The organism is Streptomyces sp. GL_140, from assembly GCF_057834465.1.
This window is the reverse complement of the sequence record NZ_CM174404.1, coordinates 4669499-4689507: the sequence shown is the minus strand read 5'-3', so window position 1 is coordinate 4689507 and position 20009 is coordinate 4669499. Positions and strand designations below refer to the sequence as shown.

General features: G+C 72.5%; 17 protein-coding genes. 6 read left to right on the top strand and 11 right to left on the bottom strand.

Features of this window, described 5'->3' with window-relative positions:
- Positions 1-120 precede the first annotated feature (120 nt).
- Positions 121-561 (bottom strand): ATP-binding protein, encoded by a 441-nt coding sequence (locus tag AC3IYJ_RS21865; protein WP_489396470.1) that lies wholly within the window; start codon positions 559-561, stop codon positions 121-123.
- A gap of 107 nt (positions 562-668) precedes the next feature.
- Entirely contained in the window at positions 669-1010 is a 342-nt protein-coding gene (gene bldG / locus AC3IYJ_RS21860) for an anti-sigma factor antagonist BldG (RefSeq protein ID WP_066931187.1), read from the bottom strand.
- An 84-nt stretch (positions 1011-1094) separates the two neighbouring features.
- Between bldG and AC3IYJ_RS21855 the strand changes: the two genes are divergently transcribed.
- A complete protein-coding gene (locus AC3IYJ_RS21855; protein WP_489396469.1) occupies positions 1095-3548 on the top strand; it encodes a DEAD/DEAH box helicase in 2454 nt (817 codons plus the stop codon).
- Positions 3549-3688: 140 nt separating this feature from the next.
- Positions 3689-4858 carry a hypothetical protein gene (locus AC3IYJ_RS21850; RefSeq protein WP_489396468.1) on the top strand — a complete coding sequence of 390 codons (1170 nt, stop codon included), beginning with the start codon at positions 3689-3691 and terminating at the stop codon, positions 4856-4858.
- A gap of 9 nt (positions 4859-4867) precedes the next feature.
- On the opposite strand, the gene AC3IYJ_RS21845 is transcribed toward AC3IYJ_RS21850, so the two are convergent.
- The 7 genes from AC3IYJ_RS21845 to ssd form a co-directional block, all read right to left on the bottom strand.
- Entirely contained in the window at positions 4868-5176 is a 309-nt protein-coding gene (locus AC3IYJ_RS21845; RefSeq protein ID WP_489396467.1) for an Rv3654c family TadE-like protein, read from the bottom strand.
- Positions 5177-5268: 92 nt separating this feature from the next.
- Positions 5269-5622: a TadE family type IV pilus minor pilin gene (locus tag AC3IYJ_RS21840; RefSeq protein ID WP_489396466.1), complete on the bottom strand. Its 354-nt coding sequence runs from the start codon at positions 5620-5622 to the stop codon at positions 5269-5271.
- The gene (locus AC3IYJ_RS21835) at positions 5609-5806 is read right to left on the bottom strand and encodes a DUF4244 domain-containing protein (RefSeq protein WP_489396465.1); all 198 of its coding nucleotides are present in this window, start codon (positions 5804-5806) and stop codon (positions 5609-5611) included. The genes AC3IYJ_RS21840 and AC3IYJ_RS21835 overlap by 14 nt, the downstream gene beginning before the upstream one ends.
- Before the next feature lie 76 nt (positions 5807-5882).
- Positions 5883-6662, bottom strand: coding sequence for a type II secretion system F family protein (locus tag AC3IYJ_RS21830; protein ID WP_489396464.1), 780 nt, complete (start codon positions 6660-6662; stop codon positions 5883-5885).
- Positions 6662-7549, bottom strand: coding sequence for a type II secretion system F family protein (locus AC3IYJ_RS21825; protein WP_489396463.1), 888 nt, complete (start codon positions 7547-7549; stop codon positions 6662-6664). Before AC3IYJ_RS21825 ends, AC3IYJ_RS21830 begins: the two co-directional genes overlap by 1 nt.
- Positions 7546-8694, bottom strand: a complete 1149-nt coding sequence (locus tag AC3IYJ_RS21820) for a TadA family conjugal transfer-associated ATPase (protein ID WP_330297797.1) — start codon at positions 8692-8694, stop codon at positions 7546-7548. Before AC3IYJ_RS21820 ends, AC3IYJ_RS21825 begins: the two co-directional genes overlap by 4 nt.
- Complete coding sequence (ssd, locus tag AC3IYJ_RS21815; protein WP_489402881.1) at positions 8691-9824, bottom strand: septum site-determining protein Ssd; 1134 nt, start codon at positions 9822-9824, stop codon at positions 8691-8693. The genes AC3IYJ_RS21820 and ssd overlap by 4 nt, the downstream gene beginning before the upstream one ends.
- Positions 9825-10333: 509 nt before the next feature.
- Here ssd and AC3IYJ_RS21810 point away from each other — a divergent pair.
- Complete coding sequence (locus tag AC3IYJ_RS21810; protein ID WP_489396462.1) at positions 10334-11203, top strand: HAD family hydrolase; 870 nt, start codon at positions 10334-10336, stop codon at positions 11201-11203.
- Positions 11204-11798: 595 nt separating this feature from the next.
- Here AC3IYJ_RS21810 and AC3IYJ_RS21805 read toward each other — a convergent pair.
- Positions 11799-12635: a Fic family protein gene (locus AC3IYJ_RS21805; RefSeq protein ID WP_489396461.1), complete on the bottom strand. Its 837-nt coding sequence runs from the start codon at positions 12633-12635 to the stop codon at positions 11799-11801.
- Between the two features lie 109 nt (positions 12636-12744).
- Here AC3IYJ_RS21805 and AC3IYJ_RS21800 point away from each other — a divergent pair, with 109 nt between their 5' ends.
- On the top strand, positions 12745-13818 hold the full coding sequence (locus tag AC3IYJ_RS21800) for an ATP-binding protein (RefSeq protein WP_489396460.1): 1074 nt from the start codon (positions 12745-12747) through the stop codon (positions 13816-13818).
- Here AC3IYJ_RS21800 and AC3IYJ_RS21795 read toward each other — a convergent pair.
- Positions 13772-15100 carry a polysaccharide deacetylase family protein gene (locus AC3IYJ_RS21795; RefSeq protein ID WP_489396459.1) on the bottom strand — a complete coding sequence of 443 codons (1329 nt, stop codon included), beginning with the start codon at positions 15098-15100 and terminating at the stop codon, positions 13772-13774. The two genes, AC3IYJ_RS21800 and AC3IYJ_RS21795, sit on opposite strands and share 47 nt — an antisense overlap.
- Before the next feature lie 234 nt (positions 15101-15334).
- Between AC3IYJ_RS21795 and AC3IYJ_RS21790 the strand changes: the two genes are divergently transcribed.
- The gene (locus AC3IYJ_RS21790) at positions 15335-17791 is read left to right on the top strand and encodes a SulP family inorganic anion transporter (RefSeq protein ID WP_489396458.1); all 2457 of its coding nucleotides are present in this window, start codon (positions 15335-15337) and stop codon (positions 17789-17791) included.
- A 182-nt stretch (positions 17792-17973) separates the two neighbouring features.
- Positions 17974-19971 carry an acetate--CoA ligase gene (acs, locus tag AC3IYJ_RS21785; protein ID WP_489396457.1) on the top strand — a complete coding sequence of 666 codons (1998 nt, stop codon included), beginning with the start codon at positions 17974-17976 and terminating at the stop codon, positions 19969-19971.
- Positions 19972-20009: the final 38 nt, after the last annotated feature.

Here is a 20009-nt window from a genome sequence, read left to right as displayed (position 1 = left end):
GCGACGGACCGGGCCAGGGGCACTGGGACCGGATCGACCGGAGGAGCCCTGCGGGCCTCTCGGGCCCCTCAGGTCCCCTCAAAGGTCCCCTCAGGGTCCTTCGGGCCCGGAAAGGACTGCCTAAGCCGTCTCGGAGGCCCCCGAAACGGGCCACCTCATCCGGATGGTCCCGCCGGTCTCCCCGTTGATGACCTCGACGTCGTCGACCAGGCCGCTGATCACGGCGAGGCCCATCTCGTCCTCGCCCTCGACGTCAGGGTCCAGGACGGCGTCGAGCCCGGGCATGCCGGTGGACGAACCGCCGGCCGGTCCGGGTACCTCGTCGCCGACCTCGATGGAGAACACCTTCTCCTCCTCGGTCAGCACCACCCGAACGGGCGCGGTCAGCCCGTTGCTGCGGTGCAGTCCGACGGCGCGCGAGCAGGCCTCGCCCACGGCGAGGCGGACCTCGTCGAGGACGGCTTCCTCCACACCGGCCCGGCGCGCCACGGCGGCCGCGACCAGGCGGGCCGTCCGGACGTGTTCGGGCTGGGCGCTGAAGCGCAGTTCAACGGTGGCCATGCGCGTCCCCCTCGGACTACGGGCGTGCCTATCAGGGGCCCGGACCGCCTGTGGCCCGGTGCCCCCCGCTCCTCATCGGCCGTTCGCCGCCGAGAGCCGTCGGTCGGTCAGTCGGTGGCGTTGACCGCTTCCTCCACCGAGGTGTGGATCGGGAACACCTTGGTCAGACCGGTGATTCGGAAGATCTTCAGGATGCGCTCCTGGTTGCACACCAGACGCAGCGAGCCCTCGTGCGCGCGGACGCGCTTGAGGCCTCCCACGAGCACACCAAGCCCGGTGGAGTCGAGGAAGTCCACTCGCTCCATGTCGACAACCAGGTGGTAGCTGCCGTCGTTCACCAACTCGACCAACTGCTCGCGCAGCTTGGGCGCGGTATACACATCAATCTCGCCACCGACCTCCACGACCGTACGGTCGCCGACAGTGCGAGTCGACAGGGACAGGTCCACGGATCCTCCAGCACCTTGCTATCGAGCGGCGCCCCCCATCAGGGGCCTCGCCACCCGAAGGTATGCGAGGGATTGGCTGCCGCGATGGCATTCAATCACTTACCGGCAGGCGCGCACGACGCCTTCGGACCATTGTCCCGCACGCCGGTGACACACTCGGTTCCAATGGCCAACACTCACCGTCCCGGTCGGCCCACGGCACCCGAGGACGCCCGACCCACCCCCGGCACGGTCCTGGACCTGCTGTCACGGGGGTCTTCCCGGTCTGCGCGCATCACCCATACGGAGCACTTGCCCCCTCGGGAGGGCCGTCATGCGGTCTGGCCCGATCGCATCCGGACCGATGTTGTGGCCGCCATCCAGGCCGCCGGGATCGAACATCCGTGGGAACACCAGGCCGCGGCCGCCGAGCACGCCCTCGACGGCGAGTCCGTGGTCGTCGCCACGGGCACCGCGTCGGGCAAATCCCTGGCCTACCTGGCGCCCGTGCTCTCGGCCCTCGCGGACGGGGCCGAGGCCCCCAACGGCCGCGGCGCGACCGCGCTGTACCTGGCCCCCACCAAGGCCCTGGCCGCCGACCAGCGGCGCGCCGTGCGAGAACTGGCCGGTCCGCTCGGCAACGCGATCCGCCCCGCCGTGTACGACGGCGACACTCCGGTGGAGGAACGCGAATGGGTGCGCCAGTACGCCAACTACGTCCTCACCAACCCCGACATGCTGCACCGCGGGATCCTCCCGGCCCACCCGCGCTGGGCCTCCTTCCTGCGGGCCCTGCGCTACGTCGTGATCGACGAGTGCCACACCTACCGGGGCGTCTTCGGCTCCCACGTGGCCCAGGTCCTGCGCCGTCTGCGGCGGCTGTGCGCCCGCTACGGCTCCGATCCCGTCTTCCTGCTGGCCTCGGCCACCGCGAGCGATCCGGCGGCCTCAGCGTCCCGGCTGACGGGCCTGCCGGTGGTCGAGGTCTCCGACGACGCCTCCCCGCGCGGCGAGGTCGTCTTCGCCCTGTGGGAGCCGCCCCTGACCGACCTCAAGGGCGAGAAGGGCGCACCCGTACGCCGTACGGCCACCGCCGAAACCGCCGACCTCCTCACGGACCTCGTCGTCCAGGGCGTCCGGACGGTCGCCTTCGTGCGCTCCCGGCGCGGCGCGGAGCTGATCTCCGTCATCACCCAGGAGCGGCTCGCGTCCGTGGACCGCTCGCTGCCCGGGCGGGTCGCGGCCTACCGCGGCGGCTACCTGCCCGAGGAGCGCCGGGCCCTGGAGCGGGCCCTGCACTCCGGCGAGCTGCTGGGCCTGGCCGCCACGACCGCCCTGGAGCTGGGCGTGGACGTCTCCGGCCTCGACGCCGTCCTGATCACCGGCTACCCCGGCACCCGCGCCTCCCTGTGGCAGCAGGCCGGCCGGGCCGGGCGTTCGGGCCACGGCGCGCTGGCGGTGCTGATCGCCCGCGACGACCCGCTGGACACCTACCTGGTCCACCACCCCGAGGCCCTCTTCCAGCAGCCGGTGGAGGCCACCGTCCTGGACCCCGACAACCCGTACGTCCTGGCACCCCACCTGTGCGCGGCGGCGGCCGAGCTGCCCCTGACTGAGCCGGACCTGGACCTCTTCGGCCCGGCGGCCCGGGAGCTCCTCCCGCAGCTCGAGGCGGCCAAACTGCTGCGCCGCCGGGCCACGGCCTGGCACTGGACCCGCCGGGAACGGGCCTCGGACCTCACCGACATCCGGGGCGGCGGCGGCCGCCCGGTGCAGATCGTGGAGGCCTCCACCGGCCGGCTGCTGGGCACGGTCGACGAGGAGGCCTCGCACACGGCCGTCCACGACGGCGCCGTCCTCCTCCACCAGGGCCGCACGTACCTCGTGAAGCACCTGGACCTGGAGGACTCGGTGGCCCTGGTGGAGGAGGCGAACCCGCCGTTCTCCACGACGGCCCGCGACACCACGGCCATCTCCGTCCTGGAAACCGAGACGGAGATCCCCTGGGGCCGGGCCCGGCTCTGCTTCGGCTCCGTCGAGGTCACCAACCAGGTCGTCTCCTACCTGCGCCGCAAGCTGATCAGCGGCGAGGTGCTCGGCGAGGCCAAACTGGACCTGCCGCCCCGCACCCTGCGCACCCGGGCCGTGTGGTGGACGGTGACCGAGGACCAGCTGGACGAGGCCCGGATCAACCCGGAGATCCTCGGAGGCGCCCTGCACGCCGCCGAGCACGCCTCCATCGGCCTGCTCCCGCTCTTCGCCACCTGCGACCGCTGGGACATCGGCGGGGTCTCCGTCCCGCTGCATCCCGACACCCTCCTCCCGACGGTCTTCGTCTACGACGGCCACCCGGGCGGAGCCGGTTTCGCGGAGCGCGCCTTCCACACGGCCCGCGCCTGGCTGACGGCGACCCGCGACGCGATCGCCGCCTGCGAGTGCGAGGCCGGCTGCCCGTCCTGCATCCAGTCCCCCAAGTGCGGCAACGGCAACGACCCCCTCCACAAACGCGGCGCCATCCGCCTCCTGACCCACCTCCTCAAGGACGCCCCGACTCCGTGACCCGGGCCCCGGGCAATCCCGGGGCCCGGACGGGGCTCATGCCCGGCAGGACAGCCGTAGAGGCCCGGGCACCGGGGTGTCGGTGGTGGGTCGTAGGGTCCCGCCGCGTGTGGTGATCCCGTCTGCCGGAGGAATGACCGATGAACGACCTGCCCGTCCCGTCCGACCTGCCCCTCCCGTCCGCCCTGCCCGCCCTGCCCGCCCGCCTTGTCGCCACGCTGGCCGCACCCCTGGACCCGGACGGGGCCGGACGTCCCGCCGTGCGGCGGCTGGCGGACACCACACTGCTCGTGCAGAGCTCCGACACCGAGCTCGTCACCGTCACCGGCGAAGGCGAGGAGGTCCGCTTCCCCGCCCCCTGGCCGCGCCGCTTCGGCACCGACGCGGTGGCGCCCGCCCGGGACCTGGCCGTCTTCGCCGGAGTCCACGCCCTCCGGGCCGTCGACCCGGACGGCGCCACCCGGTGGGAGATCCGCCACGGCTGCTGGACCGGCGCCTGCGACGTCGTGCACTCCTCCTACGAGGAGTACGCGCAGAGCCGGGACCACCTGTACCCCGACAGCGGCTCGGCGGTCTTCTCCGCCGACGGGACCCTGGTCTGGGCCCACATCCGCGGCCCGGTGGCCGGAAGCCCGGAGTTCCCGGACTCTCCCGATGAATGGCTGGTGATCGACGCCGCCGACGGCCGGATCCTCGGCCGCGCCGACGCCCAGACCGCTGCGGCCGGCTCCGAGCACGTCCCGCACCCGGATCCCGCGCAGATGGGCCTGTCGGTCGGCGAAGGCCAGGACGGCGTACCGCTGCGGTGGGGCCGGTGGGACGGCGAACAGCTTTCCGTGGAGTGCCTGGGCGACGAGGACCGGGTCCTGACGGCGGTGAGCCCTTCGGGCCGCCGGCTGCTGACCGTGGCCCACTACCAGGAGGACCTGTCCCTGCTCCGGACGGACGACGGTTCGGTCCTGGCCACGGTGGTGGCCGAGTCCGCCCTGCCGCGCCACCCCGCGAGGGCCGAAGAGCCGGAGGGGCACGAGGACTCCGAACAGTCCGACGAGTCCGAGGGGTCCGAGGTGCACTGGGACTACGTGGGCGGATTCCTGGACGAGGACACCGTGATAGCCGGTACCGCCGAAAACGACGAGGAGTACGGCGAGGTCCGCCACTGGCTGCTCGACGGGCGCACCCTGACCGTGACCGGCCGGATCGCCTACCCCTTCCCGCCCTCCGGCGCCCCGAACGCCCTGGGTGACGGAACCTGGACCACTGCCTCCTCCGGAACCACCAACTCCGTGCACCTGTGGACCCTGGCCTGAGCCACCCCCTCACCCCGGCTCCGCAGCCGGCGGCGGGCCCGCGCGGGAGTTCAGCTCCGGGGCGAACGGGCCCGTAGGAGCGCGGGCCCGGACCTCCGCGACCTCGCCCGACACCACGCACCCGGTGACCCTCGCCCCCTGCGCCGTCGCCACCCGTATCGCCGTGGCGCAGGCGGCCTCCGGGCCGTGGGCCCAGGTCGCGGCGGCGGCGAGGGCTGCCAGGTCCGCGGCCGCGGCGGCCCGGTGGCGGGCCACGACGGCCTGCCCGAGCAGGAGCACTCCGCCGAAGACCGCCACCAGCACGGTCGCCACCACCACGCCCCACACCGTCGCCGACCCCCGATCCCGATCCCGAGGCCAATGCCGAGTCCGAGCCCGCCCCCACGCCCACGCCCGCACCCGCGCCCCGGTCATGACGGCGGGCCCACGGAGTCTTCGGCCAGGGCGGCGGCCCGGGCGGTGAGGCGGAACGGGAGGGCGGCCGGGCCCGGTGCGGGGGCCGAGACCTGGATCCGCCAGAGGTCGCCCGTGCGTGACAGTTCCACCCGCGCCCCGGGCGGGGCGGCCGCCTCGGCCACCGCCACCGCCCCGCCCGCCGGCTCCGACCGGGCCGCCGCCCGTGCACCGGCCCGAGCTGCGTCCACACACCGGATCTGCGCGGCGGCCGCCATCAGTGCCCACACCAGCAGCGCTGCGAACAGCACCAGCGCCGGAATCACCAGAGCCGCCTCAGCCGTCACATATCCCCGGTCAGAACGGCGCATCGAGTGCCTTCCCGATGGTCGACTGGAGTGCCGTGGAGACCACTTCACTCGTCACCACCTTGTACAGGACTGCCGCGAATGCACACGCCGCGATCGTCCCCATCGCGTATTCCGAAGTCGACATTCCCGCGTCGCCCGCACGACCCCGCAGCGCCGTCCGTACGCGAAACCAGATGATCCTCATGACAAACCTCCTGTTGATTCAGCTTTTTGACGTGATCTCGGATGGTGATCTCAGCTGTTTATTTCCATCGGCCATTTCAGCTGCCGGACAGAAGGCCGGAAGCCATGCCGATCACCACGGGCGCCACTCCGATCGCGAGAAAGGCGGGGAGGAAACACAGCCCCACCGGCGCGGTGACCAGTACCGCCGCCCGCTGCGCCCTGGCTCCGGCCTGGCGCGCGCGGTCCGCACGGAGCATCGACGCAAGACGGGAGACCGATTCGGCCGCGGGCGCTCCCGTACGGGCCGAGCGCTCCAGGGATTCGGCCAGGGCGCGGGCGCCCGGTATCTCCGCCAACCTCCCCCACGCGGCTCCCGGTTCGCCGCCGAGCCGCAGCTCGGCACCGGCCGTCGCCAGCCGCTCCCCCACCGGGCCGCCCAGCGACTCCCCCACCACCTCGGCAGCGTCCACCGGTCCGGCTCCGGCCGCCAGGCACGCGGCCAACAGGTCGGCGGCGAAGGGCAGCTGACGCTCCACCTCCCTCGGGTCCACCCCGGAGGGCGGCCGGGCCCGCGCCTGCCACCACCGCAGCCCCAGGCCCGCCGCGCAGCCGGCGGCCGCGCCCGCGAACCCGCCGATCAGCACCCAGGCCGCGACCAGCGCCCCGACCGGCCCGGCCCAGGCCGCCGCGGCTCTCCGCAACCGGGGTCCGCACAGTGGTGGCCGCCGCCTCGCCCGGTCCGGCGCGAGCAGGGCCGTGAGTCTGCGCCGGGCCGCCCGCTCCCGGATCCGCGCCGCCACCGCCGATGCCGTGCACAGGGCCGCCGCCGCGAGGCACGACGCCGTCCCCAGCCTGTGGACGGCGAGTCCGTCCATCACCGCTCACCGGCCCGGACGATGCCTCGGCACCACAGCAGTCCCAGCGCCTCCAGTGCCCCGCCCGCCAGCAGGCAGCCCCACCCGACCGGCGTGTGCAGCAGCACCCGCAGCGGGTCGGCCCCCATCCCGGTGCCGATCGACAGCCCGGCCACGGGCAGCAGGGCCAGTACCGCCGTCGTCGATCTCGCTCCCGCCAACTGGGCCCGCAGCGACTCCTCCCGGTCCCGCTCGGCCCGCAACGCACCCTCCAACCGGTCCAGTCCGGCGGCCAGGCCCGCGCCGCCGTCCACCGAGACCCGCCAGCAGGCCGCCATCCCGGCCAGCCCTTCCGCTCCCGGTTCCCGCGCGGCCTGGCGCAGCGCCCCGGGGACGTCCCCGCCGAAGGCCGCCGCCGCCAGGACCCCGGCCTCCGCGGCGCCCGGACCGCCGGGGCCCGCCACCGTCCGGCGCATGGCCGCGGTCAGCGCCTGGCCGGGCTGGGCGCCGGAGCGCAGCTCGCCCACCACCGCTCCGCACAGGGACACCACCTCGGCGGCCCGCGCCGACCGGGCCCGCGCCCGCTCCCTGGCCCGCAGCCACCGGCGCACCAGCGGCAGCGCCGCCGCCCCCGCGAGCAGCGGGATCACCGATCCGCCCAGCAGAGCCAGCGCCAGCCCGGCCCCGAGGCAGAGCAACTCCCGCCTGTGCGCGGCCCGGAGCCGTACGGCGACGAACAGCCGCTCCCAGCGCACCGATCCGCCGGGCTCCACCGGGCCCGCCCCGGCCAGTACCGCCCTGGCCCGCCGCGACACCCGGTCACCCCCGGCCAGCGTCCAGGCTGCCGCCCCGGCGCACAGCACCCCGGCGAACACCGGCAGCGGCACCGCGGCCGCCTGGGCGCTCACCGGGCACCTCCGAGGAGCGGGCGCAGCCGCTCCCAGCCCCGCTCCCGCACGAAGCCCCGCGCGGCCCAGCGCAGGGCGGGCACGGTGACCACCAGCCCGGCCGGATCCCGCTCCAGTACGTGCACCTCCGCGACCCGGCGCCGGCCGGCCCGGTCCCGTACGAGGTGGACCACCAGGGTCAGCGCGGCGGCCAACTGGCTGTGCAGGGCGGCCCGGTCGAGCCCGGCAGCGGTTCCGAGGGCCTCCAGCCGGGCCGGGACATGGGCGGCGGCGTTCGCATGGACGGTGCCGCAGCCTCCTTCGTGGCCGGTGTTGAGCGCGGCCAGCAGGTCCGCGACCTCGGCGCCCCGGACCTCTCCGACGACGAGGCGGTCGGGCCTCATCCGCAGCGCCTGGCGGACCAGGTCGGCGAGGGTGACAAGGCCTGCGCCCTCCTGATTGGCCGGCCGGGTCTCCAGCCGCACCACGTGCGGATGGTCGGGCCGCAGCTCGGCCGAGTCCTCGGCGAGCACGATCCGCTCACCGGGACCGACCAGCCCCAGCAGGGCGCTGAGGAGCGTGGTCTTGCCGGTGCCGGTCCCACCGGACACGAGGAAGGACAGCCGGGCCTCCACCATGTCGCGCAGCAGCCGCTGGCCGCCCGGCGGCAGTGTCCCTGCCGCCACCAGCTCCTCCAGCGTGAAGGCGCGCGGCCGCACCACCCGCAGGGACAGGCAGGCCGATCCGACGGCCACGGGGGGCAGCACGGCGTGCAGCCGGGTGCCGTCCGGCATCCGGGCGTCCACCCAGGGCCGGGCGTCGTCGAGGCGCCGGCCCGCGACGGAGGCGAGCCGCTGGGCGAGCCTTCGCACCGCCTCGGCGTCCGCGAAGGTCACCCCGGTGAGCTCCAGCCCGCCGCCGCGGTCCACCCACACCCGGTCGGGGGCCGCCACCAGGACGTCGGTGACCTCCGGATCGGCGAGCAACGGCTCCAGCGGACCCGCCCCGACCAGCTCGGACCGCAACGCGGCGGCCACGCCCAGCACTTCCGTGTCGCCCAGCAGCCTGCCCTGGGCGCGCAGGGCCGCCGCCACCCCTGCCGGGGTCGGGTCCACCCCGCTCTCGGCGAGCCGCTGGCGCACCGCGTCGAGGAGTACGGCGCTCATGCCGTCACCCCCTGCGCGGAGCCGAGCGCCCGCTGCCAGAAGCCGTCGCAGAAGCGGGCCAGGGTGCCCCGCCCGTGCGATCCCGGCGGCTCCCCGCCGGCGACCCGTCCCGGGAGGCCCACCTCGACCCGTACCTCACCGGCCAGGGGCACCCCCAGCAGTCCGGCGACCGTGTCCGCATCCAGTCCGCCGGGCACGGGGCCCCGTACGACCACGCGGACGTCGCGGGCCACCATCCTGACCCCGGCCGCCACCCGGCCGGCCGCGGCCACCGCGCGCAGCTCGCCCGGCACCACCATCAGGACCAGGTCCAGCTGCGCGAGCACCTCGGCGACGGCTTCGTCGACCCGGCGGGGCAGGTCGACCACCACGACCCCGCCGCGGCGGCGCGCCGCGGCCACCACCGAGCGGACGGCGGCGGGCGGCACCACGACCCGTTCCCCGCGGTCCCAGCTGAGCACTCGCAGCGCGTGCAGTTCGGGCAGGGATTCCTCCAGGGCTCCGGCTCCGACCCGGCCGCGCGAGCCCGCGAAGTCGGGCCAGCGCAGTCCTTCGGCGTTTTCACCCCCGAGCAGGACGTCCATGCCGCCGCCGAGCGGGTCCCCGTCGATGAGGATGCTGCGCTCCCCGGCCCGGACGGCCCGCAGGGCCAGGGCGCAGGCGAGGGTGGATGCTCCGGCGCCGCCGCTGCCGCCGATCACCCCGACCGTGAGGGCGGGCCGCCCGGCTCCTTCCACGACGTCGGCGATGCGGTCGACGAGCCGGCTCTCGGCATCGGGGAGGGTGAGCACTTCCTCGGCGCCGATCTCCACCGCGCGCTGCCATACGTGGGGGTCGTCGGGATCCCGGCCGACGAGGAACACCCCCTCCCGCCGGGGCGCCCCGCGCACCCGCCCGGCGGCGTCGTCCCCGACGAGGACGAGCGGCGCGGACTCCCATCCGACGCCTGCCGCGCTGCGGCCACTTCCGTCGTCACCGGCTCCGCTTTGCTCGGGCACCGCGTGGTGCACATGCGGCTCGGCTCCCGCGGCGGCACACAGCCGCAGCAGGTCGTCGAGCAGCAGGGGGTCCTCGGTGATGATCAGGGGTCGCCCACCGCCGGGAACCGGCCCACCGGTACCGGGATTCAGCCTGTCCCCGCCCGCAAGCACGAGGTCCCGGACTTCACACGACTTCGATCCAGCCACGATCTCCGCCTCCTTCTCACCGCATATCCAGCGCCGCGGACTTCGCGGCCGGAATCACCGTGACGCGATCGGAGAAAAGAAGTGGATCTTGGTCGAAAACTGTGGACTCCCGGCCCATTGTGAATAACCCGCTCACCCCAACAGGTGAGTTCCGGAGCGCACCGGAACCACTACGCACAGTCACGAGTTCGAGAGGGTGAGGGCCTTCGCCACGCAGGCCCCTGAAAGAGGAAGGGGCCCGAGGGATGATCACTTGGGGTCGAAGGCAGGGACGCAAACTGCGTCCGGACATGCGACGACCCCCGCCGGGGGGGAGAGCGGGGGTCGTCCCCACGGTCCGACTCGGGGGGGGAGGAGCCAGACCGGGTTAGCACGGTCGCGAACGATCCGTGACTTCCATGGTGTACCCGAGAGGCTTCTCAGGCAAACCCACGCGCCACACTTTACGCCGAATGGTGGGCGCATATGCTCGGGTCGTGGAAAATCAGCCCTTGCCGCACTCCGCGCCTCGTACCGCAGCCTTCTTCGACCTGGACAAGACGGTCATTGCGAAGTCGAGCACTCTGACGTTCAGCAAGTCCTTCTACCAGGGCGGCCTGATCAACCGACGGGCCGTGCTGCGCACCGCCTATACCCAGTTCATCTATCTGGCCGGCGGCGCCGACCACGATCAGATGGAACGGATGCGGGAGTACCTGTCCGCCCTGTGCAAGGGGTGGAACGTTCAGCAGGTACGCGAGATCGTCGCCGAGACCCTGCACGACCTCATCGACCCGCTGATCTACGACGAGGCCGCGTCCCTCATCGAGGCCCACCACACGGCGGGCCGCGACGTGGTGATCGTGTCCACCTCCGGCGCCGAAGTGGTCGAGCCCATCGGGGAGATGCTCGGCGCCGACCGGGTCGTCGCCACCCGGATGGTCGTGGGCGAGGACGGCTGCTTCACGGGCGAGATCGAGTACTACGCCTACGGGCCCACGAAGGCCGAGGCGGTCCGCGAGCTCGCGGAGTCCGAGGGGTACGACCTCGCGCGCTGCTACGCCTACAGCGACTCGGTGACCGACATCCCCATGCTCGAGGCGGTCGGACACCCGCACGCAGTCAATCCCGACCGGGCGCTGCGGCGAGAGGCGGTCGCGCGGGAGTGGCCGGTGCTGGTGTTCAACCGGCCGGTGCGGCTGAAGCAGCGGCTGCCCGGACTGTCGATGCCCGCGCGGCCGGCGTTGGTCGCGGCGGCGGCGGTGGGGGCGGCGGCCGCGACTGCCGGGCTGGTCTGGTACGCGAGTCGGCGGCGGGCGCTTGGCTCCGCCGGTTCGGCCTGATCCCGCGCTGCCCCGCCGCCTGATCCGTCCGGCTCGACGCGTCAGGCCCCGGCCCCGGACCCCGGTCTCGGACTCCGGCCCGGCCGTGTCGGATCGCGGCCGGGGCGGGCGTTGGGGCTGCCGCTGCGCGGGGCTGGCCCCCTACCCGCCCTTCCACCGTTCCCCGGGCTCCGCCCGGACCCGGTCCTCAAACGCCGGACGGGCTGGATTTTGGGTGGGCGAATGGGCTGACCTGGGGGGATATCGGATGTCCGGTATGGGTGGGGATCCAGTGGAAAGCAAAGAAATGTGGCTAGGGGTTTCGCTTGGCTCCGAAGCGGAGTACAAAGGAGTCAACGGCCCGCGAGACCAAAGAACATCCGAGAGGATCATCTTTCAAACGCAGTAAGGCCCACGGACCGAAGCATGAACGCCGAGCACCCACGCGACGTCGACCCGTCGATTACGGGCCAGCCGCACCAGGTGACGGGCAAAGTCCCCGACCTGATGGGCAATTTTCGAGGACGCTTGGTAACTGGGCGTAAATGCCAGCGGCGACACCAGAGCAGTACGGGTGTCGCCGCAACCCATGTCCGGCCTCAGAAGCCGTCAGACTTCAGGCCGCGCCGCGCTGGAGCGCCTCGCAGACCGCCGTCGATTCGCGGGCTCCGAGTCCGATCGCGCGGCCGCAGTGCGCGATCCACGCCGACATTCCCTCCGGGGTCCCCGCGAGGTAGCCCTCGAAGGCCTCCAGGTAGGCCTCCCGGCCCTGCTCCGCGTGGCCGACCTCCGCCGGGCAGATCGCCTTCGGGTCCAGCCCGCTGTTGATCAGCACGATCCGTTCCGCGGTCCGCGCCACGAGGCCGTTGTACGAGGTGAACGGGCGCAGGGCGAGCAGTTCTCCGTGGACCACCGCCGCCGTGATCAGCGCCGGGGCGGAGCCGCCCGCGATGATCAGGCGGGAGAGCCCGTCCAGTCGGCCCGCCACCTCCTCGGCGTCCGGGGCCGGGAAGCGGTCGAGCAGGGGCTCGTCGACCGGTTCGCCCGCCAGTCGCGGGCGGCCGACCACGTCGCCCTCGGCCGTGGAGCCCGAAGCCACCAGGTGGAGCCGCGCCAGTACCCGTAGCGGGGACTGGCGCCAGATGCTCAGCAGCTGGCCCGCCTCGGCCGTCAGGCGCAGGGCGGCGCCCACCGCGCGGGCCTCCGGGTCCAGGCTGAAGTCACTGCGGCGGCGGACCTCCTCCAGCGCCCAGTCGGCCCCCGACAGCGCCGCGCTGCCGCGCGCGCCGCGCAGCGCGGCCTCCGAGGCGACCGCCCCGGAGCGGCGGCGCATGATCCGGTGACCGTAGACCCGGTCCACGGCCTTGCGTACGGAGTCCACGGACTCGGCGACACCCGGGAGCCCGCCCAGCGGGGCGAGCGGGTCGGCGGCGGAAGCAGAAGCGCTACTCATAAGTAGGGAGCCTACGCACTGCTCCCCCATAGCACCGACCCCTCCTTGGAGTGGTCTTCTTCACTCAGGGATACAACACAAAGCCACCAACCCACTACGCTTTGTGAACATGAAGATCGCTTTCGTGGGGAAGGGTGGCAGCGGCAAGACCACGCTGTCCTCCCTTTTCATCCGCCACCTCGCCGCCAATGAAGCCCCCGTCGTCGCGGTGGACGCCGACATCAACCAGCACCTGGGCGCCGCGCTCGGGCTCAGCGACGAGGAGGCGGCCGCGCTGCCCGCGCTGGGCGCGCACCTGCCCCTCATCAAGGACTACCTGCGCGGCTCCAACCCGCGCATCGCGTCCGCCGACACCATGATCAAGACCACCCCGCCCGGCACCGGCTCGCGACTGCTGCGGGTCGACGAGGACAACCCGGTCTACGAGGCCTGCGCGCGCACCCTGCTGCTCGACGGCGAGCCGGTCCGGCTGATGGCCACGGGGCCGTTCACCGAGTCGGACCTGGGGGTCGCCTGCTACCACTCCAAGGTCGGCGCGGTCGAGCTCTGCCTCAACCACCTGATGGACGGACCGGACGAGTACGTGGTCGTCGACATGACGGCCGGCTCGGACTCCTTCGCCTCCGGCATGTTCACCCGCTTCGACGTGACCTTCCTGGTCGCCGAACCGACCCGCAAGGGCATCTCCGTCTACCGCCAGTACAAGGAGTACGCGCGGGACTTCGGGATCACTCTCAAGGTGGTCGGGAACAAGGTGCAGGGCCCCGAGGACATCGAGTTCCTCCAGGACGAGGCCGGCGACGACCTGCTGGTCACCGTCGGGCACTCGGACTGGGTGCGGGCGATGGAGAAGGGCCGCCCGGCCGCCTTCGAGCTGCTGGAGGCGACCAACCGGCTGGCCCTGCAGTCGCTGCAGGACGCGGCCGACGACTCCTACGCGCAGCGCGACTGGGCGCGGTACACGGAGCAGATGGTCCACTTCCACCTGCGCAACGCGGAGAGCTGGGGCAACGCGAAGACCGGGATCGACCTGGCGGAGCAGGTCGATCCCGGTTTCGTCCTGCGGGAGCACCGGAGCGACCCCGGTACGGGGCCCGGCAGCGGGGCCGGGGCCGGCCCCGGGGCCGCCGGTCTGCTCAGTCCTCGCTCTGACCAGCTTCAGCCGGCTCCGCAGCCGGCTTGACCCCGGCGGGGGCGGCCGGCTTCGCCGGCGGCCCCGCCGTCAGGAACTTGTTCCAGCCCTCCTTCGGCGCCTCGCCGACGTCGAGGGTGCGCATCCACTCCAGGGCCTTCGGGTCCTGCGCGTCCAGCCAGTCCGCCAGCTCGCGGAACGACACGCAGCGGACCTCCTTCTGGGTGCACATGGTCTTGATGGAGTCCTCGACGGCGCGCATGTAGGTGCCACCGTTCCAGGACTCGAAGTGGTTGCCGATGATCAGCGGGGCGCGGTTGCCCTGGTAGGTCCGCTCGAAGGCCTTGAGCAGGCCGTCGCGCATCTGCTCACCCCAGTACGCGTGCTGGGACGGGTCGCCCTGCGTGGTCGTACCGGACTGGTTGACCAGGTAGTTGTAGTCCATCGAGAGCGTCTCGAAGGCGCGGCCCGGCATGGGCACCAGCTGCAGCGGGATGTCCCAGAGGCCGTCGGTCTTCTTCGGCCAGATCTGCTTGCTGATCCCGCTGGAGTCGTACCGGAAGCCCATGTCCTTCGCCGCCAGCATGAAGTTCTTCTGGCCTTCGAGGCAGGGGGTGCGGGCGCCGATCATCTCCTTGTCGTAGTCGAACGGCAGCGCCTCCATGTCCTTGAGGGCCGGCGAGTTGGTCTTCCAGTTCTTGACGAAGGACTTCGCCTGGTTGATCTCACTCTTCCACTCGTCCACGGACCAGGTGCCGACGCCGCCGTCGGGGCCGCAGAAGTGGCCGTTGAAGTGGGTGCCGATCTCGTTGCCCTCCAGCCAGGCCGCGCGGACCTGGGTGGCGGTGTCCTTGATGCCCTGGGGATCGCCGAAGCCGATGTCGGAACGGCCCGCGGAGTGCTGGGGCGCCGTGTAGAGGGAACGCTTCTCCTCCGGGAGCATGTACACGCCGCTGAGGAAGTACGTCATGCGGGCGTTGTACTTCTTGCCGACCTCACGGAAATGCGAGAAGAGCTTCTGGCTGTCCTCGCCGGCCCCGTCCCAGGAATAGACGACGAACTGCGGCGGCTTTTCGCCCGGCTTCAGCTTCTCCGGCTTCGTCACGTTCGGCTGCCGCCCGGTGTAGGCGGTCGAGCCGTCGCCGATGAGCTGATTGACGCTGCCGGGGGCCGGGGCCTCCGGAACGGCGGGGCCCTTCTTGGCCGCCTGACCTCCCGGGGACGGCTGCTTGGCGGGCTCCGAGGTGCTGCACCCGGCCACTCCCAGGACCAGCGCCGCGGCGACCACACCGCCCGCGATCTTCTTCTTGGCGGCCTTCTTCGTGGCTGTCATCCGCACACCTCTTCCCTCGCAGTTCCGTCGCAGGACTTCCGCGCCGCAACGTCCCATGCGGTCCGTTTTTAGGAAGGTGTGACAAGCCGTACTAAATGCTTAATCACTCCTGAGCGCTAATTCCTAGGCCATTTGCCCGTATTACCTACCACCGACCTTTACTCTCCATTACCGTTCATTTACCGAGTGTTGAGACTCCCGCCGCTTCACCCCTCCTCCGAGGAGACGGGACCTATGAAAGCCACCTCCCTCCCCGCCCCCACCGGGAACGACCCCACCGAGGGCGAGCCCGTCAAGAACGAGCCCACCAAGGACGACCGCGCCAAGGGCGTCCGCGTCAAAGCCCTCTCCGCCGACCTGTCCGCCTCCGTCGCCGTCTTCCTGATCGCCCTGCCGCTCTCCCTCGGCATCGCCCTCGCCACGGGCGCCCCCCTCCAGGCGGGGCTCGTGGCCGCGGCGGTCGGCGGGATCGTGGCCGGGCGGCTCGGCGGGACCCCGCTCATGGTGAGCGGACCCGCGACCGGACTCACGGTCGTCACCGCCGAGTTGATCCAGCACTACGGATGGCGCACCACCTGCGCCGTCACGGTGCTCGCCGGCTTCTGCCAGCTCGGCCTCGCCGCCCTGCGGACCGCCCGGTCCGCGCTGATGGTGAGCCCGGCCATCGTCCAGGGCCTGCTCGCGGGCATCGGCGTGACGATCGCGCTGGCCCAGCTGCACATCGTGCTCGGCGGCACCCCGCAGAGCTCGGCCCTGGCCAACGTGCGGGGACTGCCCGGCCAGTTGGCCGACCTGCACCCCGCCGCACTCGGTGTCAGCGTGCTCACGCTCGCCGTCCTGCTCGGCTGGCCCCGGCTGCCCGGCCGGGTGGGCCGGGCGCTGCGCAAGGTGCCGGCCGCACTCGCCGCCGTCGCCGTCGCCACGGCCTTCGCCGCCCTCGCCGGACTGACCCTGCCCCGGGTGGACCTGCCGTCCTGGCGCAGCCACGCGCTCCCCGAACTGCCCGAGGGGCCGGTCCTCGGCATCATCGCCGCCGTGCTGACCATCACCATGGTCGGCAGCGTGGAATCGCTGCTCTCCTCGGTGGCCACCGACAAACTGATCGCCACCGAGCGGAGCACGGACAACCGGCCCGCGCGGGCCGACCTCAACCGCGAGCTGCGGGGCCAGGGCGTGGCGAACATCGTCTCCGGCGCACTGGGCGGACTGCCCGTCGCGGGCGGTGCCGTCCGCAGCGTGGCCAACGTCAAGTCCGGGGCCGTCAGCCGCCGGTCGGTCATGCTGCACGGGCTCTGGGTGCTGCTCGCCGCCGGGCTGCTCGTCCCGGTCCTCGACCTGATCCCGCTCGCCGCACTGGCCGCCCTGGTGCTGGCGGTGGGCGTGCAGATGGTGTGCGCCACGCGTCTGCGCACGGTCACCCGGCATCGCGAAATCCTGGTCTACGTCACGACGATCGCGGCCGTGGTGCTCGGCGGGGTGCTGGAGGGCGTCGCCATCGGCATCGCCGTGGCCGTGGGCCTGGCCCTGCACCGCCTCGCCCGGACCCGGATCACCCTCGAACAGCTCGACAGCGGGGTCCACCGGGTTTGGGCGCGGGGCCAGTTGACCTTCCTGGCGGTGCCGCGGCTGAGCCGGGTGCTGAACCAGATCCCGCACGAGGGGCACGCGGTCATCGAGCTGGACGGCTCCTTCATCGACCACGCCGCCTACGAGATCCTCCAGGACTGGCAGACCTCCCACCTGGCCCACGGGGGCTCCCTGGAGGTCACCGGCCGGTCCGGGGCCAGGATCGCCGAGGCCGAGCGGGCGCAGCGTTCCGAGCAGGCGGAGCGGGCCCACCGGGGTGGGCAGCGCGGGGACCACCACTGCTGCCGCCCCTGGACGCCGTGGCAGAACCACTGCGACCACCGGGCCACGACACCCCGTACGGCCGCCGACCAGACCGCAGACCAGGCCACCGGTCGGGCCGCCGGTCAGGCCGGGGGCCGGGCCTCCCGACGGCCGGCCGGACCGGGCGCCGGTCAACTGGCCAACGGGATCGGCGCCTTCCAGCGGGACACCGCCCCGCACGTGCGGGACGAGCTGGCGCGGCTGGCCCGCGAGGGGCAGCGGCCCTCGCAGCTCTTCCTCACCTGCGCGGACTCCCGGCTGGTGACCAGCATGATCACGGCCAGCGGCCCCGGGGACCTCTTCACGGTCCGCAACGTCGGCAATCTCGTCCCGCTCCCGGGTGCGGAGTCCACGGACGACTCGGTCGCGGCGGCCATCGAGTACGCGGTGGACGTCCTGCAGGTCGACAGCATCACCGTGTGCGGGCATTCGGGCTGCGGGGCCATGCAGGCGCTGCTCAACTCCTCGCCGGGGGCGCCGATGACCCCGCTGCGGCGATGGCTGCGGCACGGGCTGCCGAGTCTGGAGCGGATGGCCAGCCGCCACCATGCCTGGGCGCGGATCTCGGGCCGGCTCCCGGCGGATGCCGTGGAGCAGCTGTGCCTGACCAATGTGGTGCAGCAGCTGGAGCACCTGCGGGCCCACGAATCGGTGGCCCGGCGACTCGCCGAGGGCACGCTGGAGCTGCACGGGATGTACTTCCACGTCGGCGAGGCCCAGGCGTACCTGCTCTCGGACGGCGAGGACTTCTTCGACTGCCGGGTCTTCGACACCGTCTACGCCCAGTCGCTGCCCGGCTGACCGGGGTGCACTGCGCTCCGCCGGGCGGATGAACCGATACCCTCCCGTATCCGTGCCACTCGATGGCCCCTTTCCGCGCCCCTGCAGCGGGAAGGGGCCACTCGTGCGTCGGCCCAGCCGAGCAATAGGTCTACACCAATTTCCGGCAACCCCTTGTCTCCTGGGCCATTGACTGATGAGCTATGCCCGGGGACACAACGGACACCCTGGGAAAGGGAGATGTCGTGAGCAATGAAAGCCTGGCCAATCTGCTCAAGGAGGAGCGGCGGTTCGCACCGCCCGCCGATCTGGCCGCCGCTGCCAATGTCACTCAGGCTGCGTACTCACAGGCCGACGCGGACCGGCTGGGCTTCTGGGCCGAGCAGGCGCGGCGGCTGAGCTGGGACACCGAGCCGACCGAAACGCTCGACTGGAGCAACCCGCCCTTCGCGAAGTGGTTCGCGGACGGCAAGCTGAACATCGCCTACAACTGCGTCGACCGCCACGTCGAAGCCGGGAACGGCGACCGCGTCGCCCTGCACTTCGAGGGCGAGCCCGGCGACAGCCGTGCGATCACCTACGCCGAGCTCAAGGACGAGGTCTCCAAGGCCGCCAACGCCCTGACCGAGCTGGGCGTACAGGCCGGCGACCGGGTCGCCGTCTACCTGCCGATGATCCCCGAGGCCGTCGTCGCGATGCTCGCGTGCGCCCGGGTCGGCGCCGCGCACTCCGTGGTCTTCGGCGGTTTCTCCGCCGACGCCGTGGCCTCGCGCATCCAGGACGCCGACGCGAAGCTGGTCATCACCGCCGACGGCGGCTACCGCCGCGGCAAGCCTTCCGCCCTGAAGCCCGCCATCGACGAGGCCGTCGCCAAGTGCCCCCAGGTCGAGCACGTCCTCGTGGTGCGGCGCACCGGCCAGGACACCGACTTCACCGAGGGCCGCGACGTCTGGTGGCACGAGATCGTCGAGCGGCAGAGCGCCGAGCACGCGCCGCAGGCCTTCGACGCCGAGCACCCGCTCTTCATCCTGTACACCTCGGGAACCACGGGTAAGCCCAAGGGCATCCTGCACACCTCCGGCGGCTACCTCACGCAGGCCTCGTACACCCACCACGCGGTGTTCGACCTGAAGCCGGAGAGCGACGTCTACTGGTGCACGGCCGACATCGGCTGGGTGACCGGGCACTCCTACATCGTCTACGGGCCGCTCGCGAACGGCGCCACCCAGGTAATGTACGAGGGCACGCCGGACAGCCCGCACCAGGGCCGGTTCTGGGAGATCGTGCAGAAGTACGGCGTCACGATCCTCTACACCGCGCCCACGGCGATCCGCACGTTCATGAAGTGGGGAGACGACATCCCCGCGAAGTTCGACCTCTCCAGCCTTCGCGTCCTGGGCTCGGTCGGCGAGCCGATCAACCCCGAGGCCTGGATCTGGTACCGCAAGCACATCGGCGGCGACCGCTGCCCGATCGTGGACACGTGGTGGCAGACGGAGACCGGCGCGATGATGATCTCGCCGCTGCCGGGCGTCACCGACACCAAGCCCGGTTCGGCGCAGCGAGCCCTGCCCGGCATCGCCGCCACCGTCGTCGACGACGAGGCGAACGAGGTCCCCAACGGCGGTGGCGGCTACCTGGTCCTCACCGAGCCGTGGCCGTCGATGCTGCGCACCATCTGGGGTGACGACCAGCGGTACATCGACACCTACTGGTCGCGCTTCGAGGGCAAGTACTTCGCGGGGGACGGCGCCAAGAAGGACGAGGACGGCGACATCTGGCTGCTCGGCCGGGTGGACGACGTGATGCTGGTGTCCGGCCACAACATCTCGACCACCGAGGTCGAGTCGGCCCTCGTCTCGCACCCCTCGGTCGCCGAGGCGGCCGTCGTGGGCGCGGCCGACGAGACCACCGGCCAGGCCATCGTCGCCTTCGTCATCCTGCGCGGCAGCGCCTCCGAGACGGACACCCTGGTCGCGGAGCTGCGCAACCACGTGGGTGCCACGCTCGGCCCGATCGCCAAGCCGAAGCGGATCCTGCCCGTGCAGGAGCTGCCGAAGACCCGTTCGGGCAAGATCATGCGGCGACTGCTGCGCGACGTGGCCGAGAACCGCGCGGTCGGTGACGTCACCACTCTGGCGGATTCCTCGGTCATGGACCTGATCCAGAGCAAGCTGCCCGCGGCCGGCAGCGAGGACTGAGGTTCCGGCACGGAACGGTGCGAAAGGGGCATCCGGCG

Coding starts and splice junctions, on each gene's coding strand:
- AC3IYJ_RS21840 (WP_489396466.1), bottom strand. CDS start 5,622: ATGCGCCGTTCTGACCGGGGATATGTGACGGCTGAGGCGGCTCTGGTG.
- AC3IYJ_RS21810 (WP_489396462.1), top strand. CDS start 10,334: ATGGTGGGCGCATATGCTCGGGTCGTGGAAAATCAGCCCTTGCCGCAC.
- AC3IYJ_RS21800 (WP_489396460.1), top strand. CDS start 12,745: ATGAAGATCGCTTTCGTGGGGAAGGGTGGCAGCGGCAAGACCACGCTG.
- acs (WP_489396457.1), top strand. CDS start 17,974: ATGCCCGGGGACACAACGGACACCCTGGGAAAGGGAGATGTCGTGAGC.
- AC3IYJ_RS21795 (WP_489396459.1), bottom strand. CDS start 15,100: ATGACAGCCACGAAGAAGGCCGCCAAGAAGAAGATCGCGGGCGGTGTG.
- AC3IYJ_RS21850 (WP_489396468.1), top strand. CDS start 3,689: ATGAACGACCTGCCCGTCCCGTCCGACCTGCCCCTCCCGTCCGCCCTG.
- AC3IYJ_RS21865 (WP_489396470.1), bottom strand. CDS start 561: ATGGCCACCGTTGAACTGCGCTTCAGCGCCCAGCCCGAACACGTCCGG.
- AC3IYJ_RS21805 (WP_489396461.1), bottom strand. CDS start 12,635: ATGAGTAGCGCTTCTGCTTCCGCCGCCGACCCGCTCGCCCCGCTGGGC.
- AC3IYJ_RS21855 (WP_489396469.1), top strand. CDS start 1,095: ATGGCATTCAATCACTTACCGGCAGGCGCGCACGACGCCTTCGGACCA.
- AC3IYJ_RS21830 (WP_489396464.1), bottom strand. CDS start 6,662: ATGGACGGACTCGCCGTCCACAGGCTGGGGACGGCGTCGTGCCTCGCG.
- AC3IYJ_RS21835 (WP_489396465.1), bottom strand. CDS start 5,806: ATGAGGATCATCTGGTTTCGCGTACGGACGGCGCTGCGGGGTCGTGCG.
- AC3IYJ_RS21790 (WP_489396458.1), top strand. CDS start 15,335: ATGAAAGCCACCTCCCTCCCCGCCCCCACCGGGAACGACCCCACCGAG.
- AC3IYJ_RS21820 (WP_330297797.1), bottom strand. CDS start 8,694: ATGAGCGCCGTACTCCTCGACGCGGTGCGCCAGCGGCTCGCCGAGAGC.